Raw genomic sequence first — 16,690 nt, 5'->3', positions numbered from 1 at the left:
GGTCAGCGCGCGAAGTGGCTTGGCTGGCCGCCCGACGGGAAGCCATGGCGCTTGGCGGGGAGAACCTGACCGCGCGGATCGGTTGTCGATGTCACCGCGCCGCGCTCGGCCCAGGCTTGCAGGTCGTCGACGGCGTAGACGACGCGGCCACCGAGTTTCTTGTAGGCGGGGCCGGTGCCATAGGTGCGGTGTTTTTCGAGGGTCCGGGCGGAGAGGCTGAGAAATTCGGCGGCTTCCTTGGTGCGCAGAAAGCGCGGCGGCAAAACGGCGAGATCGGGTCGCATGGATCGGCCTTTCGTGGTGTGCGTTGGCACCGTCGGGAATAGACGGCGAATGCAGGCCACGATGGCGAAGGGAAGCAGGTTGGATGGAGGAGGAATTTGTGGGGTACGAATTTCCCACATCGCGTCAGTACAAGTGTTTTAGGGTTTGCGACGGTGGCGAAGGAGTTTGCGGTAGCCGCCGGAAACCATCGAGCGGGCGTCGCGGAGGAGCGACATCACCGAATGGCGGATCGGGGACACTTGCCATTCGCTACGGCCCAACCGTTTGATGCGGAAGAGGCTCTGGGCGATTTCCTGCTGGGTGGCGCCGGAGCGCAAGCCGTCGATGGCCTGTAGCATGCGCCGTGCCCGGGCGCGCTGCTGGCGCGTCAGACGTGCGTCGGGCGGCACGGAACGGCCATGAAGGTGAGCGAGGAGGCGATAGACGGCAGCAAGCCGGTCGAAGCCTTCCGGCGTCAGGGGAATGATCGCGGCAAGGGGTTCGGCGTCCAGGCTGAACACTTGCAGCCTTTGATCATCCAGCAGAGGCAAGAGCGCATGGAAGCCGTCAATGCCTTGCTGGTCCGCCGACAAGACGAGCGGCAAGGGACTGTCTTGCGAGGGCGCGTCTTGCAGCACCGGCGGCGGTGATGACAACAGAACCACGCTGGTATCGGCTTGCGGCAGCCAGAAGACAGGGGCGTCAGGCAGGTCGAGGGTTGGATCGACGGCGAAATCGCAACCCCCAGTGCTGGCGGATTTTTTCCGTCAGCTGTTCTCGGTCAGCGCCGGGGTCGCTCAGAGCTTCATAGTCCCTGTCGTAGCCTTCGTTGCGGCGCAACCACTCCCAGGCAAGGTCGGAGGCGCTCAGGGTGTCGACGTGTTCGTAGTTCGCGGCGGATCGCCAGCGAGACGCATCTGGCAGCATCAGAACCCTCCATCAATGTTGCCGAATTGAGGGAGGGTTAAGATTCCCGGATGGGTTGTCGCGCGGAAGACAGAGAGTCGGCATCGCCTGATGCCATAGAAGCATCACCCCGTTAAGCGGGCGGGTTCTTGCCGATCAGCTCCCGATAGCCGTGCTCGCTCATCCATTGGGCGCGAGCGAGATGGGTGGCATGAACGCGGCGACATCGTTCCGGATCGGCCTCGGGGTCAAGGTCGAACAGAACCCTCACGACATCGCGCCAGTCAGCGCCGTCGCGCTCGGCGTCCAGGAGGCGCAAGTAGAGCGTCATATGCTCCTGGTCGTAGACCGTGAGCGACGCCCCAGCCGGTGGCTCGTCCTGAAAATGTTGGGTTGATTGCGCCATTACCTGACACCGTAGCAGATGATTTCCACGCCGTTAACTCTATGCACCGTGTCAATGACCCGGGCATGATGAAGAACGGAGAAGACGGGCATGTTGTTCTCGGCGGTCAATCAACGATTATCTTTGCCGGGACTGTTCATGATGCAGAAGCACGCCTTCACCCTTGTCGGTCAGCAGGAGCACAATGCCGGCCGCCTCCAGTGCCCTGCGAACCTGATCGCGCGTGGTTTCATACACCTCGAGGCCGCTTTCGGATTCGAGGCGCTTGAGCGCGGTCAATGATACTCGGGCCTTGTCAGCGAGCGTCTCCTGCGTCCATCCCAGCAACGCGCGTGCGGCCCGTGATTGTCGGGCGGTGATCATGCATGATCACCTCCCACCGGCAGCAACGCATATGCCAGAACTACGACTATAATAGTCGTTCTGGGCGCGTGGTGCGAGTAAAAACCGTTGAAGATCGAGGCGCTAACCGGAATTGGCAAGCAACTGATTCGGTTGTCATAGGAAAGACCCCGGCCGGAGGGCCGGGGCCTTTGCGCCGGGGTCAGTCGCCGCGGCGGCCGTTGGGGCGGGACCAGATCAGCGAATAGGTCTCGCCGTCTTCGTCGTCGAAGAGGTTGGCGTAGATGGGGGCGTTGAAGCTCGGATCGTCGAGCTTGAGGCCGAGATAGGGCCGGTCGTCGTTGGAGCGCTTCGACCAGGCGGCTCCGATTTCTGCCCGGCCGACCATGACACGGTGGCTGGGGGCGTTTTCGCCGTTGGCGCGAAGGTCGGGGACGATGCGGACGCCCTTGGCCTGGACGCTCAGAGTGACGATCTCGCCGGTAAACTCGTTCGAGCCGGTTTTCTTGAAGGTGCCGATGGTAGCCATTTTGAAATCTCCGTTTTTCGTATTCGAGCCCGCTACCGCAGCGGCCTCGATGGCGATCGGGAGGCCGGAGGCGATCGACGCCGCATCGCCAAATCATTCATGATGGCGACCGGAGCGAAGCGGAGGATGGCGACAGAGCGGTTTTCTTGGCTCGCGAGGAATGGGTGAAACCCAGGGGAAGAAAATTGCGTCGCGTCATTGCGGCTTAGGCGGTCGAGGCGAAGCCGTCCTTCGGCCAGATCAGCCCATTGGAGAGGCCGTGCAGGTGGCGGACTCTCAACGAGTCCGAACGGAGATAGATGGCTGCCCTGGTTCCCCATGAACCGGCATAGGCAGTGACATCGAGATCAATAGCCTGTGCCAGGACCTTCGGCTTGCATCATCCTGACCAATGTCACCCGACGACCAGCCGCAGTCCAGTCTGGTTGGCGGCGTCAGTCTGCGGCTCTTCTGTCGAGTGGCGTATGGCTATCGTGTTTCATCGGCTTACATGATGATCGTTCACACCGCCCATCCCAAATACCTTGAGGCACAAGGCGGCGGAAGCCTTCGTTTGGCTGTCGACCTGCGTTGATCACGATGACTACGCCCGCGCCACGGTCCCGCTCGACGGCGGGGACGCCACCATGCCCGCCACCCTCAGAAACGCTGTGATCCCCACGGCGACCGCGCCGACGACGGAAAAGATGACCTGCCAGGTTTCGGACGGCATAGTGTGCTTGACGATGCCGTGTGTGGCGTGGAAGCCGGCGATTGCCGCCGGAAGCACAAAAGCCGCCGCAACAAGCAGCCTGATCCAGAGAGGGCGCACGACGATCAGCAGAAATTGACCGATACCAAGCGTCAGTGCCGCGCCGACAAGGCCGATGAGGATTGCGCCTGGCCATCCGGCGCCCGTGCCATAAGCCCACGTTCCGATTGAAACGCCGGCGAAAAGCGGTAACGCGAAGACCGCGAGCGTGAACAGCAGCCAGCACAGGAAGCCTATGGCGGCGATGGATGCGAGAATGCCGAGAAAGATCATGGTGGTGTCTCCGGGAGATGAACTCTGACGGTTGCGCCTCCACCACCACCACGGCGCAGTCAGTGTATAGCAAATCGATGATGATAAGAGGAGTGGAAACTGGCAGGTTTCCGCCATTTGAGGCGAGGCGTTCGCCCCGTTAAGGGGCGAAGGGATCGATTTCGCGCAGGATAGAGGCCTCGTCGCCGTCGAATTCGGCGGCCGGCGTGACCGAGAGCGTGCCGTCGCCGGCGCGGAATATGACAATGGCGACCATCAGGGTCGAGGCGAGGCTGAGAGCGAAGGCGTAAGCGTCGGTGGAGGACATTGATCCGGCTCCTGTTTGAAGCGGTGGACCATCCCCCGCTGACAGGCGCCCGACGTGTCCGGACAAGGGCCGCAATCACCGATGAAGGCGAAGCCGCAAGCGGCGGCACGCGCATGCGTAGTCCGACCCTTTACGGGTTGATGGCGTCAGGCCATTGGATGGATCAAGGATAAGCGCAAATGAAGCGGGGTGGTTCCTGTTCGAATATTCGCCGGAATCAATTGCGTTCGGTGATGCTATTGGCTTGTTATGTTCGTTGACTGCGCCTTGACGCATGGCCTTGGCTTCGGCATCGTCCTGGCTATGTCTTCAGCGCCTAACGCCGTTCGCCTTCGTGTATCGATTGAGGGTATCCAGCCAGCCATATGGCGGCGTCTGGTCATACCTGCACACTGGAATCTCGAACACCTCCACCTTGGAATTCAGGCCGCGTTCAATTGGTGGAACTACCATCTCCACGAATTCCACATCGGCGGACTGCGCTTTGGCGATGTCGCCCTTCTGGAAGATGGGGCGGGTCCAGATGATCCGCGCGTTTTCGATGAGCGGGAGGTTCAACTTAAGGATTTTTCGCGATCCGGAAGCACTTTTACTTACACATATGACTTCGGCGACAACTGGCGACATACGGTTGAACTGGAGGAATGGCTCTGGCTCGATATATTCCCTAAAAAGGCCATCTGCGAGGACGGTGCCTTTGCAAGGCCGCCTGAAGATGTCGGCGGGATCTCGGGATATGAGCATTTCCTCGAGGTGATGGGGGATACTGACGACCCTGAACATGCCGACATCAAGCGTTGGTGCGGTGGGCACTTCGATCCCGAGTGGTTTGATCTCGACATCGTCAACAAAGATGTCGGCAACGCGCTGAAACCAAATGTTCGCCGGAGGCTGCATCAGCCCAAGCCAAAGCGGGTGTAGGCGTTCTAGCGGCGCTCACGCGCCGCTCCCGCCAAATCGATATACCGGGATTCCCAGCTTGCGGGCCTTGTCGGCGAGATTGTCCTGTATGCCGGTGCCGGGAAAGACGATAACGCCGATCGGCATGACGGAGAGCATTTGGTCATTGCGTTTGAACGGGGCGGCCTTGGCGTGCTTCACCCAGTCGGGCTTAAAGGCGACCTGTGGCACCTTGCGATGGTCGGCCCAGCGCGCAGCGATCTTTTCTGCGCCTTTGGGAGAGCCGCCGTGCATCAACACCATATCGGGATGCTTGGCGTGGACCTGATCGAGCTTGGCCCAGATCAGCTTGTGGTCGGCAGTGTCGCCGCCGGTGAAGGCGATCTTCGGCCCGGCGGGCATCAGCACTTCGGTCTCAGTGCGACGTTTGGCTGCCAGAAAATCGCGGCTGTCGATCATCGCTGCGGTGAGATTGCGATGGTTGACCATCGATCCAATGCGGGGCCTCCAGCTTGATCCCGTATGGCGCTCGAAATGGTCGGCGGCCTGATCGCGCATCAGTTCGAAGGCGTCGCGGCGCTCCAGAAGCGTCTGGCCCTCGGCGGTGAGGCGCTCCAGTTCGACGGACTTCACCTCGCTGCCGTCCTGTTCGCGCTGAAGGCGGCGCTGTCCCTGCTCGTTGTCGTCCAATTCGCGTTCAATTCGGTCGGTGGCGCGGTGGAAGAGATTGACGGTTGACCAGAGAAGATCATCGAGATCGGGTTCGAGGCGGGTGTCCGTGAGGGTTGCGATCAGGGCGTCAAAGATGTCGGCGATAGCGCCGGTGACGCGGGTTGCTTCCGGCAGGGGGCGGGGGTCTGGCTCGTTTTCAAAGGGGCGATAGCCGTAAAGCTGAAGCTCCTGGAGTAGATGGTCTGTGGGAGAGGATGCGTGGTGGGGCTCGAAATCGTCGTGCTCGCTCATGGGATGCTCCATCGTTTGGACCGCGACCCTCGCGGCCTTCATGGCGACGAAGCGCATGGGCGGGACGGGACTGCACGCGGCGCGCAGCGCAGGGCCGAAGCGTGAGCGGAGGATGGCGACAAGCCGGCTATTTTGTTTCGCGATGGAAAGGCGGCCCATCTTCTCTTTTGGGCCGCCGCCGGAAAATAGTCGGCGCAGCCATTGCCGCCCCGGCACGCCTATGGGCCGATCGCCCTCTCGAAGGCCGAGGCGCGGTTCTCTTTCGATGCATCGGCATCCGCGCGGGCATATGGCGATGACCTCCCCACTTTTCTCCCTGCCGGTTATGCCGCCAGGCCCAAGAAGCGGGCGACGTCCTGTGGTGCGAGTTGGCCCCTGAGATTGGCCTGGAGTGTATCGAGGCCAAGGTGCCGGAGATCTTCGTTGAAGTCCTCCAGTACCGGCGAGAGTACGATTGCCTCGATCCCGACCGCGTTCGCCCGTTCGACCAAACTGTCCTGCGCACCGTCGCCCGCGGGGTCGTTGTCGCGGATGACATAGAGCCGACGCAGCGTTTCCGGAAACAGAATGGCGGCGAGATGGGCAGCTGACAATGCTGCCGCCATGGCCATGTCCGGTATCGCCTGTCGTACCGACAAGACGCTTTCGATGCCTTCGCCCGCGGCCATCACATCACCCGGCACACCAAAGCGAACGGCATGACCGAGCAGGTCGCCCATCGCCTTGCGCTGCGTTTCGATCGGCGCCTTGTCGGTACCGTCAGGGGCGAGCCATGTCCGGTGGGCACCAGTAATCCGGCCGTTGAGATCGGTGACGGCGGCGATCATCGCTGGCCAGGTTTCAAGCGGGCCATGGTCATCGGGCCGGTAATAACAGCGTGGATGGAAGCGGAGGTTTCCGGTTCCGTGCAAAGCCGTAATGCCGCGTGTGCGGAGATACGTCTCTACGGGGGTGCCGCTGATCGGCTTCGACATGGCGATCAATCTCTTTGCCGCCTCTGCCGAGCCTGACGGAGCTGGTTTGCCCATTCGTTTCTTGGGTGCGGGAGCGGGTTCAGGATGCGGCATACTGAGAAAGGAACGCGCCTCGTCGACGACATCGGCGAAGTCAATGAGGCCGCAACTCTCACGGATCACGTCGAGCAGGTCGCCATGTTCGCCGGTGGCCGCATCGGTCCATTTGCCGGCCGGTCCCTTCGTCGTCTCCTTGAGCCGCACGAACATCGAGCGGCCCGGCGTATTGCGGACATCGCCGACCTGCCAGTAATTGCCCTGGCGACGGCCGGCGTCGAGATAGTGGCGGCACACCGCCTCGGCCTCTTGGCCGAGACGGGTCGCCAAATCGGAAGCGTCGAGCCGGGTCATCATGCTGCCTCACGTTCGCCGATGCGTTGGAGCGGGTAGCGGCCCAACACGCGATCCAGCACCACGGGGCCGGCGGCATCGGTCGGCACGAACATCCTGAGCTTCCACGAGATGATCTCGTGAAACAGGCCGTAGGCGGTAAGCCGCTCGCGCATCGTGTCGGTGAACCCCGACAATTCGATGCGATCTGCGCCCATGACGCGGACGCGGCGAAGCTGAAGCCCCTCAGCGAGGTCGAGGATGGTGCGCCCATCCATCAGCGCCATGAAGGCATCGGCAGGCGTGAGCGTGGCTGCGCCGGTCGTGGTTGCGTTGGCCGCCCAGGCCGGCGAGACCTTGCGGCCAACGATCCGTTCGCCATCGTCGGTCTGGAGCCGATAGACACGTGTGGATTCGTTCGGCAGCCGCTTCCAGATCGGCAGCAACAGTCCAGAGACGATATGGATCGTGCTGTCGGAAAACTCCGGCACATCCGCAACCTCGGCGGCCCAGGCCGTGGCGAAGGCGCTGCGCTCCGTCTCGATCCAATGTGTCTCGCCCATCATCTTCAACGGAACGGTGTGCGATTCCATCGGCCGGACCAGCCGGACGCGGCGTTCGATCTCGCCATCGTCGAGCATGATCGAGGTGGCGGGGATCTGCACGGCGGCGCGGCCCGAACGCTCATTGACCAGCAGCCTGGCGCTGGATTCGCCCAGATGGGCGAGTGCGTCGTCCAACGTGACCGGGCAGTTGCGGGTCCGCTGCGCGATCGTGAGGAGCCGGGTCTCGGCGCCCGTGCCCGGATGCGTATAGATCGTCTGGCGATCAGTGACGGTGAAGCCTTCCGCCGTCAACGTTTCCAACCCGACATCGTAGACGCCGCTGGCGATGGCGCCCTCGATCTTGGCGGTGAGAAGCTGCTCGAAGGCGGTAAACAGCACGCCCTGAAGCTCGATCGTCAGCGCCAGCAGCCGGTTGAGGAATGTGGTGATGGGCGGTAGTTCGTCTTTGATGCCATTCGTGTCCATCAGCTTCAGGCCGGTGGCGGTTTCGAAGCGCTCGAGTGTGCAGCCTTCGACCTTGCCTCGCACCAGCAACAGGTAGAGTTGGCGCAGTGCATCGCGAGCATAGGGGCTTTCGAGATTGTCCTCGGGGCGGAACAGGCCTTGGCCGCCAGTCTGACGCTGGCCGCGCGTAATCGCCCCGAGCGTATCGAGCCGCCGGGCGATGGTGGAAAGAAAGCGCTTCTCCGCCTTCACATCCGTGGCGATCGGCCGGAACAGGGGCGGCTGTGCCTGGTTGGTCCGGTGCGTGCGGCCGAGGCCCTGGATAGCGGCGTCCGCCTTCCAACCGGGTTCGAGCAGATAGTGGACGCGCAGCCGCGTGTTCCGCGCCGACAGCTCGGCATGGTAGCTGCGGCCGGTGCCGCCCGCGTCCGAGAAGATCAAGATGCGCTTGGTGTCATCCATGAAGCCTTGAGTCTCGGCGAGATTGGCGTCGGCGGCGCGTGTCTCGACGACAAGGCGGTCGCCACCCGAAGGCGTGCTCTTGCGGACGATGCGCCGTGAACGGCCCGTCACCTCGGCCACCAGCTCCGTGCCGAAATGCTGGACGATCTGATCGAGCGCGCCGGGCACCGGCGGCAGCGAGGCGAGCTGCGCGATCAGCTCGTCGCGGCGCGCGACGGCTTCGCGGCTTTCGACGGGCTGACCGTCGCGATAGACCGGTCGCGATGACAGGTTGCCCTCGCTGTCGGTGACAGGCTCGTAGAGCTGCACCGGGAAGGAATGGGCGAGGTAGTCGAGAACGTATTCCCTGGGCGTGATGTCGATCCGAACGTCGTTCCATTCCTCGGTTGGCAGTTCGGCCAGACGGCGTTCCATCAGCGCTTCCCCGGTTGAAACGATCTGGATAACAGCGGCATGGCCGGCTTCGAGATCGCTGCCGATCGACCGGATCAGGGTCGGCGTTTTCATACTGGTGAGCAAATGGCCGAAGAAGCGCTGCTTGGCGCTCTCGAAGGCCGAGCGTGCGGCGGACTTGGCCTGTCTGTTCAATGTGCCGGAAGCGCTGGTGATATTGGCCGCTTCCATCGCAGCATCCAGGTGGTTGTGGATGATGGCGAAGGCCTCGGCATAGGCGTCGTAGATGCGGGTCTGCTCCGGCGTCAGCGCATGCTCGACCAGCTCATATTCCACGCCGTCGAAGGAGAGCGAGCGGGCGGTGTAAAGACCGAGCGCGCGCAAGTCGCGGGCCAGCACTTCCATCGCTGCAACGCCGCCGTCCTCGATCGCTTCGACGAATTCGGTCCTGGTCGAGAACGGAAAATCCTCGCCGCCCCAGAGTCCGAGGCGCTGAGCGTAGGCCAGGTTATGGACCGTGGTGGCGCCAGTCGCCGATACATAGACAACGCGGGCGTTCGGCAGGGCATGCTGAAGGCGCAGACCGGCGCGGCCCTGCTGTGAGGCGGCCACATCGCCGCGTTCTCCCTTGCCGCCACCGGCGTTTGCCATCGCGTGCGCCTCGTCGAAAATGATCGCTCCATCAAAATCGGAGCCCAACCATTCAACGATCTGCCGGACGCGCGAAACCTTGCTCCCGCGGTCGTCGGAGCGTAGCGTGGCATAGGTCGTAAATAGGACGCCTTCCGGCAATGTGATCGGGCGCCCTTGGGGGAAACGCGACAGCGGCGTGACCAGCAAGCGCTCCATGCCGAGCGCCGACCAGTCACGCTGCGCGTCCTCGATCAGCTTGTCGGATTTGCTAATCCAGACCGCTTTACGGCGACCCTGAAGCCAATTGTCGAGTATGATCGCGGCGGACTGACGGCCTTTGCCGACGCCGGTGCCGTCACCGATCATGAAGCCGCGCCGGAAGCGAACGGCATCTTTCGCATCCTCGCGGGCAGCACTGACCACGTCGAAGGTGGCGTCCACCGTCCAAGATCCGGCGAGATGGTCAGCGTGCGCTTCGCCCGCGTAGATGACGGTCTCGAGCTGGGCGTCCGACAACAATTCACGGATATTGGCGGGGAGGCGTGGCCGATAGCTTGGCTTGGGCGGTGCGACCGATGCCATCGCGGCGGATTGCACGAGCTTAGTCGGGTGCGCCTGAGAGCCGAGAATACGGATCGACTGCAATCCGTATTCTTCATAAATGCCGTCGGACAAACGGCCGCCTTCACCTGCTGGGCCGTCTTGGGTCTGGTAGGCAAGCGGCAGGCCCTCCGGCTCGGCCATCGGCACCGTCGCAGGGACGGTCTTGGCGGTGCGGTTGATGTAGCCGCGCACGCTGCGAGGGACAGAAGCCGCGACAGCCTGGACCGTGAGGGAGGGATCGACAGCGAGCCGTGTCGGCAGATGATCGTCGAGCCAGCCCAGCAGCGTGGCGGCGTTTGAGGCAACGCCGGGTGCGGTCGGGAACACGGCCGGATCGTCGGCGGGCCGCTTGTCGATAACGGTCAGCCGCGTCGGAAAGGTCGTGCCATGCTTGGCATAGACAGCGCCGTCGATGGCGGCGGAGAAGACGATGCGCCCGCGTTCCTGCAATCGCATGAAGATGTCTGTCCAGGCCGGATTGTCAGGAGCGAAACTGGCGCCGGTGATCGAGACCAGCCGCCCACCGGGAGCCAGGCGCGCCAAGGCTGAGGCGAGATGGCGGTAAGCGGCGTCTGCCACGCGGCCCTCGACATGGGCCATGACCGAAAAGGGCGGATTCATCAGCACGACGCTGGGCGTGACGGCGGCATTGAGATGATCGTCGATCTGTGCCGCGTCGAATTGGGTGACGGGAATGCCGGGGAAGAGAAGCGACAGCAGTCCGGCGCGGGTGTCGGCAAACTCGTTGAGGACGAGCGTACCGCCAGCGATCTCGGCCAGGATGGCCAGCAGGCCGGTGCCCGCCGAGGGTTCCAGCACTCTGTCGGCGGGGGTGATGGCCGCGGCATGGGCGGCGACCAGGCCAAGCGGGATAGGCGTCGAGAATTGCTGGAAGGTCTGGCTTTCGGTCGAGCGCCGTGTATGCGTCGGCAGAAGGTTGGCGATTTTCGTCAGCGCGGACAGCCTTGCCAAAGGCGTTCCGGCTTTGCGAAAAAGCGTATGGCCGTATTTACGGAGAAACAGGACGGTTGCGGCCTCGCAGGCATCATAGGCCGTCTTCCAGTCCCAGGCGCCTGCCGTATCCGACGCACCAAAGGTGGTTCCCATCGCCTCCCGCAAAACTGCGGCGTCGACCCGCTCGCCACGTTCGATATGCGGCAGCAGCAAGCCAGCTGCCGAGAACATGGCAGCAGCGGGCTCGGGATTGGAGACAAGCGGAAGCGTCGCGGCGGCGGTCGCCGTCGTGGATGCGGAGATCAGGGTCATCGTGGAACCTCACAGAGAGCGGGAAGGAACGAGCCTGCGCGGCGCTCTCTCTCGACCGCTCTGGCTCAAACCCGTCCCGGCAGCCCTCTCACTCTCACGACGTCCGCATGGAAAAAGCGCCCGACCGCGAGGTGGGGCGCTTTTCGAGGGGATCAGTTCCAGAGCCCGTCCGCGATCTCGGAGGCGACGAGTCTGCGGGCTTTGCGGACCAGGTCGTCGCCGCAGGTATCGACGTGGCCGAAGAAACGGGCGCGCGCGCCATTTTCGGTCCAGTCGGCATAGGTGCAATATTCCCGAGCGTCAGATCGAAACGCCCGCATGTCGCTGGCCCAAAGAGGCTTGGGCTCGACAACGACGGTGAGGCCGCCTCTGGTTTCCGGCCAGGGCAGAGACCGTTCATGCGGCGGATTTTGGCGATCCGCCGCGAAGATGGCGTCGATGTCGATCATGGCGCCTCTCCCGGCTCGGGGCGCACGAAGCCTTCGGGATCGCCGGGATCGGGCGGCAGATAGGCGTCATAGGGATTGCCGTCGGCGAGATGGCCGAAGGGCGTGAACACGTAATCACCATCGTCTCGCCCCACGGCGCAGATGGCGTAGCGCGGGCTGCCGGTCGCCGCGTCGAGGCACTCCATGAGGGCGAGATTGCCGTCACCCGCGGCGCGCAAAAGGGTCTGGAAATTGGTCCGGGCAGGGGCGGGGATGCTCATAGCGGACCTCCCGCTTTGGAGATGGTCTGGTTGAGCCAGCCATCGGTGTAGATCCAGTCCACGGTCTCGCCGGTGGCGAGATCGAGGACGTGAGCGCCGCCGCCGAAGCCGTCGAGACGCGGCCGCGAGCAGGTGTTGGCGTATTGGAAGCCCCATCTGCCAGCGAGGCCGAACTCGGCGGCGCAAAGCTTTACGAACTGGATCAAGCGCTCGGGGTCGCCGGTCACGTCGTCTCGCATCCAGAGTTGGCTGCCGCCGTGCTCGGGCTGGATCGAGAGAAGAAAGCCTTCGGAGGGCGGTTCCTCTGACGCGCCTTCCGCGGACAGCGTGTTGTAGAGGTCGAGCGCACGGGCGGCGTTCTCGGGCGTGCCGACGTCGAGCAGGCATGAGAAATGGGTGAAATAATCGGCCATGACAGGCTCCTGAAACGAGAAAGCCCAGCCCGCGTGGCATCACCGCGCAGACTTTGGATCTTGGGTCGGGCTGAATGGGTGGAGAAGGTAGGTGCAGGACGGCCGGAGCCGTCCCGCATTGCCCGCTATTCGGCGGCGACGGCGTGCGGAGCTTCGTCCTCTTCGTCGGAGAGCGTCTCGTCGTCATCGAGGAACGCGGGGAGGGCTTCGTCGCCTTCGCCGTTCATGGCCGGTTCGTCCAGATCGACCAGGCGAAGCGGCTCGGGTAGCCAGCCGGTGTCGGCCAACAGGCGTTCGGCTTCCTTGGCCATGTCGCCCTTTTTCAGATGGTCGATGAGCCCTGCTGCCCGCTCGCCCGCGCCCTCCCGAACGGCTTCGAGAATGCGGGGCTTGGTGACGCGGCCAAGATAGTTGCCAACGGTCGGCTTCCAGCCCGCCGTCACCATGTTGAGGCCAGTGGCTCGTGCCAGCCGGTCGGCCTGCGCCAGGCGTATGTCGAGCCCATGCTGGCTGACACCCGAACCGTAAGGGTTCGGTCGCTCGTACAGGGCGTTCACCCCGAAGCTGACGCAATGAGCCAGCAGATCGAGGCGTGTAGCATCGTCGAGGTGAGCCAACCAATCCCAGAGCGCCTGATCATCGGCGGGAACATGATCGCCCCAGCGCTCGTGCCGTTCGGCGACCTCACGCGCGGGTGCGCTGTCTTTCAACTCGTCGGACTGCGCCGAGAAGAAGACATGATTGACGCGGGCCTCGAGGCAGCCAGCGGGCGCGGTGCGCCGGAACGTGTCGCTGACCAGCTTGTGCAGCAGCATGGTCATGGCGACATCCGGATGTTCGGCGACCGCGTTGCGCAGAGCAAGGGTGCGATGCGCAGTCAATTCGATGACGAGGCGCTCGGGCAACGGCTTGATGCCTTCCTCTTCATCGTCTTCCGGCTCCACAGCCTGGCCGCCAATCGTGATGACGGCGCGCTGCACGGCAGGCGTGGCCAGATCGTCGGTATCACAGCCAGGCCCCGGTGCATCGCTGCCATCGCTCCCGGAGGATCGTTCATCCTCGGGACGGACATAGCCGCGATCCACCGACAGCGTGCCATCGGCGTTAAGGCTGACGAAGACGCCGGCGATGGCGATGTCGGCCGGATCGTAGATCGACGGGCGCTGCTCGAAGGCGTCGAGCGCTTGTTCGATCTCGCCGAGCCTCGCGTCGATATCGTCGGGCAACTCGTAGGCTTCAGAATAATCGGCTTCAAGTCGGTCATATTCCTCGCGAAGGGCCTCACGAGTGGCACGTTCATCTTCGGTCAGGTCGACCGTGACGCCGACAAGCGCCCGCAGTCCATGCTCGTGCCCATAAGGAAAGCTCAAGCTGGCTTCGACCCATTTCCAGCCTTCGCCCGCGATCTCGTCGGCGACGCTCTTCAGCTTTTCGGCCACCAAACGGTCGAGCAAGGCGGCATCTTGAAGCCAGCCGCCATCGTCGGACTGGAACAGGTCGCGCAGTACGCTGCCGCCGGCCGCCTCATAGGCTTCGATGCCCACAAAGACGGCGCGCTTGTCGGAGGCCCGTACCGTGGTTTCGGTCAGCATCCGGCGGATGTGATAGGGCTCTTTCTGCCATCCATCCTTGATCGCATCCCAGACCTGTTCCTGGCGGGCATGGTCGGAACTGACGGTGAAGGCCGTGAGCTGTTCGAGCGTCACGCCGTCGTCGGCGTAGATTTCCAGCAAGGTCGGCGAGACGGATGCGAGGCGCAGCCGCTGCTTGACGATATTGACGCCGATAAAGAAGGCGGCGGCGATGGCTTCCTCAGTCATGCCCTTATCCCGCATGGCTTGAAAGGCGCGAAACTGATCGAGCGGATGCAGAGGCGCGCGCTCCATGTTCTCGACGAGCGACACTTCCTCGACCAGAACGTCGCTATTGGCCTCGCCGACGATGCAGGGGACGGGCGCGGTCTTGGCCAGGCGCTTTTGCTTCGCCAGCAGGTCAAGGGCGCGATAGCGGCGGCCACCAGCGGGCACCTCGAACATCCCGGTCTCAGTGCCGTCGGCGTCGAGGACGGGACGGACATGCAGGGACTGGATGAGGCCGCGCCGGGCGATGGACTCGGCCAGCTCCTCGATCGAGACGCCGGCTTTGACACGCCGGACGTTGGACTGGCTGAGCACCAGCTTGTTGAAAGGAATGTCGCGCGCCGACGACAGGGTGATTTTCTGAACAGCTGTGACCATGTTCATGACTCCGCGACGGGCGGCCGGGAGCCTCTCTCTCGACCTCCAAACCCGTCACGAAGCGAAGCGCCGCCCTCTCACTCTATGAGGGCAGCGGCAGGCTGGCGGAAAAGCGTAAAGCCGGAAACCTGTGTCTGCGCCTTTCCGGTTTTCATGATCGTCACGCTGCGCGACGTCATCTCATTGATGGGACCGCATACAATCCGCACATATTGGAGTGCGGCTTGTTATCGTCGGCTAAGGTTCCACAAGCGCCCAGTCGATACGTAGACGGTGCCCCCTTACCTTGCCTTTTGGTAGGGCCTTGCGGTCGACCAACTTGCCCCGCACCTCAAAATCCGAGTTGATCTTCACGATCAGGATTTTGCTGAAGTTACGATCAAGATTGATCTCGACGACATCACAATTCTTGAATGGCGTGATAGTTTTCACTTCCACGAAGTCATTTCCAAGACGGCCGTCGGACCCCTTGGCGTAATTGCGGTGTAGCTTGATGCCATGGGTGATCGCGCCATACAGCTCGCCAATGTCACCATATACTTGGAGGTGTCTGCCAGTGAGTTGGTAGTATTCCTCGGCGGTGCTGATCAGCGACTCAAAGACCGATACGAGCGACAGGTCGGCATTGGGATAGCGTGCGCGCCACTCTTTATATTGAATTTGCTGATTGATTTCATCCCAACTGACCCAATCACCATCATCCCATATGGCGTTGTCTGGCCCCAAGGTGTTTTCCATCACGAGTTTGAATCCTACTGCGTCCTATTGCCTGCAAAGGCTGGGGAAACCTACAGCAAGGTTAGTAATAGACTGTAAAGCCTTGCGCAGGCCGATTTTGCCAAGTGCGCCTATCACGCTGCCTCTTGTCCATGGCGGGCCATGCTTACGTGGGCATCGGGTAAGAAGCTGAGCAGCCAGTCGGCTGCCTTGCTTGCCTGGGAGGCGGCGCGGACGATGGCGCGATTGTCCTCGCGCAAGACCTCGAGCCAGGAGCCGAGATAGTCGGCATGGCGGACGGTGGGCGTAATGCCGAGTGAGGCGCAGCAGAAGGCTGCGTTGATCTCAGCAATCAGTTCTTCGAAGGCGTATGTCTTCGAGCCGAAGGAACCGGAGAAATCGCGGTTCAGGCGGGAGGCGTGGCCTGTCGCGTGCCCCATCTCATGTAGGGCCGTCCTGTGCCAGTTGATTGGCTCGAAATACGCTTGGGGCGGCGGCACCTGCACATAATCGTGTGCGGGCACATAGAAGGCGCGGTCGCCGCCGATGCGGAAGTCGATGCCGGTCGCCCGGATCAGCGCCTCGACCTGTGGTTCGATGAGGCTGGGCGGAGGCGGTGGGGCCACGATGGAGACATCTTCCGGCAGGCCGTCGCATTGCGCCGTATTGAACACCGTGAATCGTTTGAGGAACGGGATCGCGGCCGCTTCCTTGCCGGATTCGCGGGCGCGGCGCTTTTCGTCCTCCGGGGTGAAGCGGTCTGCATAGACGATGGTGGTGCCGCGTTCACCTCTGCGGACGTTGCCGCCAAGCGACAGGGCCTGGCGGAAGGTGAGCCAGCTCTGGCCGGGAAATCCGTGCTGGATCACCGCGCCCCAGAGGATCAGGACATTGATCCCTGAATATTCTCGGCCGGTGGTCGCGTTCCTCGGCATGGCGAGGGGGGCCTTGGCCGTTGCCGATCCCCAAGGCTGGACCCAGGGCACGCGCTCGGCTTCCAGTTCGCCGATGATCTTGTTGGTGATTTCGTCGTAAAGGCTCGCCCGGTCATGGTTGGCGCGAGTGGGGGCGGTTCTTCTGGACATCGCGGATCTCCGCGACGGGCGCCGGGAGCCTCTCTCCCAGCCATCAACCCGTCACGGAAAACCCGTCCGGACTTTCACTCTCGGGGGCGTTGCGGGGGCTCCCCGCAGAAGGGGTCGGTCGAGACATTGGCTCGACCGCAGGGGAATGTCTTCCCCCCATATCCGGAGGCATTCCTAC

18 protein-coding genes are annotated in these 16,690 nt (G+C 62.9%); 1 reads left to right on the top strand and 17 read right to left on the bottom strand.

The window, feature by feature from the left end:
- Positions 1 to 2: 2 nt before the first annotated feature.
- The 8 genes from ACK8OE_RS16720 to ACK8OE_RS16685 all read right to left on the bottom strand — a co-directional run bounded on the left by ACK8OE_RS16720 (position 3) and on the right by ACK8OE_RS16685 (position 3,778).
- Positions 3 to 284 (bottom strand): helix-turn-helix transcriptional regulator, encoded by a 282-nt coding sequence (locus tag ACK8OE_RS16720; RefSeq protein WP_410273493.1) that lies wholly within the window; start codon positions 282 to 284, stop codon positions 3 to 5.
- A gap of 138 nt (positions 285 to 422) precedes the next feature.
- On the bottom strand, positions 423 to 869 hold the full coding sequence (locus ACK8OE_RS16715; protein WP_410273492.1) for a DUF2285 domain-containing protein: 447 nt from the start codon (positions 867 to 869) through the stop codon (positions 423 to 425).
- Positions 870 to 966: 97 nt separating this feature from the next.
- Complete coding sequence (locus ACK8OE_RS16710; protein WP_410273491.1) at positions 967 to 1,191, bottom strand: transcriptional regulator domain-containing protein; 225 nt, start codon at positions 1,189 to 1,191, stop codon at positions 967 to 969.
- A gap of 112 nt (positions 1,192 to 1,303) precedes the next feature.
- Positions 1,304 to 1,594, bottom strand: a complete 291-nt coding sequence (locus ACK8OE_RS16705; RefSeq protein ID WP_410273528.1) for a DNA -binding domain-containing protein — start codon at positions 1,592 to 1,594, stop codon at positions 1,304 to 1,306.
- Between the two features lie 99 nt (positions 1,595 to 1,693).
- The gene (locus ACK8OE_RS16700) at positions 1,694 to 1,939 is read right to left on the bottom strand and encodes a helix-turn-helix domain-containing protein (RefSeq protein ID WP_113372415.1); all 246 of its coding nucleotides are present in this window, start codon (positions 1,937 to 1,939) and stop codon (positions 1,694 to 1,696) included.
- Positions 1,940 to 2,120: 181 nt separating this feature from the next.
- A complete protein-coding gene (locus ACK8OE_RS16695) occupies positions 2,121 to 2,447 on the bottom strand; it encodes a DUF736 domain-containing protein (RefSeq protein ID WP_112796495.1) in 327 nt (108 codons plus the stop codon).
- 583 nt (positions 2,448 to 3,030) lie between these two features.
- Entirely contained in the window at positions 3,031 to 3,471 is a 441-nt protein-coding gene (locus ACK8OE_RS16690) for a hypothetical protein (protein ID WP_410273490.1), read from the bottom strand.
- A 139-nt stretch (positions 3,472 to 3,610) separates the two neighbouring features.
- Positions 3,611 to 3,778, bottom strand: coding sequence for a hypothetical protein (locus tag ACK8OE_RS16685; RefSeq protein WP_247261271.1), 168 nt, complete (start codon positions 3,776 to 3,778; stop codon positions 3,611 to 3,613).
- Between the two features lie 267 nt (positions 3,779 to 4,045).
- On the opposite strand from ACK8OE_RS16685, the gene ACK8OE_RS16680 reads away from it, so the two are divergent.
- Positions 4,046 to 4,699, top strand: a complete 654-nt coding sequence (locus ACK8OE_RS16680; RefSeq protein ID WP_410273489.1) for a plasmid pRiA4b ORF-3 family protein — start codon at positions 4,046 to 4,048, stop codon at positions 4,697 to 4,699.
- A gap of 15 nt (positions 4,700 to 4,714) precedes the next feature.
- On the opposite strand, the gene ACK8OE_RS16675 is transcribed toward ACK8OE_RS16680, so the two are convergent.
- The 9 genes from ACK8OE_RS16675 to ACK8OE_RS16635 all read right to left on the bottom strand — a co-directional run bounded on the left by ACK8OE_RS16675 (position 4,715) and on the right by ACK8OE_RS16635 (position 16,512).
- Positions 4,715 to 5,641 (bottom strand): DUF2493 domain-containing protein, encoded by a 927-nt coding sequence (locus ACK8OE_RS16675; protein ID WP_410273527.1) that lies wholly within the window; start codon positions 5,639 to 5,641, stop codon positions 4,715 to 4,717.
- 323 nt (positions 5,642 to 5,964) lie between these two features.
- Positions 5,965 to 7,005: a toprim domain-containing protein gene (locus ACK8OE_RS16670; RefSeq protein WP_410273526.1), complete on the bottom strand. Its 1,041-nt coding sequence runs from the start codon at positions 7,003 to 7,005 to the stop codon at positions 5,965 to 5,967.
- Complete coding sequence (locus ACK8OE_RS16665; RefSeq protein WP_410273488.1) at positions 7,005 to 11,351, bottom strand: strawberry notch-like NTP hydrolase domain-containing protein; 4,347 nt, start codon at positions 11,349 to 11,351, stop codon at positions 7,005 to 7,007. The genes ACK8OE_RS16670 and ACK8OE_RS16665 overlap by 1 nt, the downstream gene beginning before the upstream one ends.
- A 152-nt stretch (positions 11,352 to 11,503) precedes the next feature.
- On the bottom strand, positions 11,504 to 11,800 hold the full coding sequence (locus ACK8OE_RS16660; RefSeq protein ID WP_410273487.1) for a hypothetical protein: 297 nt from the start codon (positions 11,798 to 11,800) through the stop codon (positions 11,504 to 11,506).
- Positions 11,797 to 12,060, bottom strand: coding sequence for a DUF6117 family protein (locus tag ACK8OE_RS16655; protein ID WP_410273486.1), 264 nt, complete (start codon positions 12,058 to 12,060; stop codon positions 11,797 to 11,799). Before ACK8OE_RS16655 ends, ACK8OE_RS16660 begins: the two co-directional genes overlap by 4 nt.
- Positions 12,057 to 12,473, bottom strand: a complete 417-nt coding sequence (locus ACK8OE_RS16650; protein ID WP_410273485.1) for a hypothetical protein — start codon at positions 12,471 to 12,473, stop codon at positions 12,057 to 12,059. The genes ACK8OE_RS16655 and ACK8OE_RS16650 overlap by 4 nt, the downstream gene beginning before the upstream one ends.
- 125 nt (positions 12,474 to 12,598) lie before the next feature.
- Complete coding sequence (locus tag ACK8OE_RS16645) at positions 12,599 to 14,710, bottom strand: ParB/RepB/Spo0J family partition protein (RefSeq protein WP_410273484.1); 2,112 nt, start codon at positions 14,708 to 14,710, stop codon at positions 12,599 to 12,601.
- A 237-nt stretch (positions 14,711 to 14,947) separates the two neighbouring features.
- Positions 14,948 to 15,448, bottom strand: a complete 501-nt coding sequence (locus tag ACK8OE_RS16640) for a hypothetical protein (protein WP_410273525.1) — start codon at positions 15,446 to 15,448, stop codon at positions 14,948 to 14,950.
- Positions 15,449 to 15,561: 113 nt separating this feature from the next.
- A complete protein-coding gene (locus tag ACK8OE_RS16635; protein WP_410273483.1) occupies positions 15,562 to 16,512 on the bottom strand; it encodes an ArdC family protein in 951 nt (316 codons plus the stop codon).
- Positions 16,513 to 16,690: the final 178 nt, after the last annotated feature.

Source organism: Asticcacaulis sp. W401b, assembly GCF_046503825.1.
GTDB lineage: Bacteria > Pseudomonadota > Alphaproteobacteria > Caulobacterales > Caulobacteraceae > Asticcacaulis.
The sequence above is the reverse complement of the archived record's forward strand: the minus strand, read 5'-3'. Positions and strand labels throughout refer to the sequence as shown.

Coding starts and splice junctions, on each gene's coding strand:
- ACK8OE_RS16660 (WP_410273487.1), bottom strand. CDS start 11,800: ATGATCGACATCGACGCCATCTTCGCGGCGGATCGCCAAAATCCGCCG.
- ACK8OE_RS16690 (WP_410273490.1), bottom strand. CDS start 3,471: ATGATCTTTCTCGGCATTCTCGCATCCATCGCCGCCATAGGCTTCCTG.
- ACK8OE_RS16710 (WP_410273491.1), bottom strand. CDS start 1,191: ATGCTGCCAGATGCGTCTCGCTGGCGATCCGCCGCGAACTACGAACAC.
- ACK8OE_RS16720 (WP_410273493.1), bottom strand. CDS start 284: ATGCGACCCGATCTCGCCGTTTTGCCGCCGCGCTTTCTGCGCACCAAG.
- ACK8OE_RS16650 (WP_410273485.1), bottom strand. CDS start 12,473: ATGGCCGATTATTTCACCCATTTCTCATGCCTGCTCGACGTCGGCACG.
- ACK8OE_RS16675 (WP_410273527.1), bottom strand. CDS start 5,641: ATGAGCGAGCACGACGATTTCGAGCCCCACCACGCATCCTCTCCCACA.
- ACK8OE_RS16640 (WP_410273525.1), bottom strand. CDS start 15,448: ATGGAAAACACCTTGGGGCCAGACAACGCCATATGGGATGATGGTGAT.
- ACK8OE_RS16670 (WP_410273526.1), bottom strand. CDS start 7,005: ATGACCCGGCTCGACGCTTCCGATTTGGCGACCCGTCTCGGCCAAGAG.
- ACK8OE_RS16665 (WP_410273488.1), bottom strand. CDS start 11,351: ATGACCCTGATCTCCGCATCCACGACGGCGACCGCCGCCGCGACGCTT.
- ACK8OE_RS16645 (WP_410273484.1), bottom strand. CDS start 14,710: ATGGTCACAGCTGTTCAGAAAATCACCCTGTCGTCGGCGCGCGACATT.
- ACK8OE_RS16635 (WP_410273483.1), bottom strand. CDS start 16,512: ATGTCCAGAAGAACCGCCCCCACTCGCGCCAACCATGACCGGGCGAGC.
- ACK8OE_RS16695 (WP_112796495.1), bottom strand. CDS start 2,447: ATGGCTACCATCGGCACCTTCAAGAAAACCGGCTCGAACGAGTTTACC.
- ACK8OE_RS16700 (WP_113372415.1), bottom strand. CDS start 1,939: ATGATCACCGCCCGACAATCACGGGCCGCACGCGCGTTGCTGGGATGG.
- ACK8OE_RS16655 (WP_410273486.1), bottom strand. CDS start 12,060: ATGAGCATCCCCGCCCCTGCCCGGACCAATTTCCAGACCCTTTTGCGC.
- ACK8OE_RS16685 (WP_247261271.1), bottom strand. CDS start 3,778: ATGTCCTCCACCGACGCTTACGCCTTCGCTCTCAGCCTCGCCTCGACC.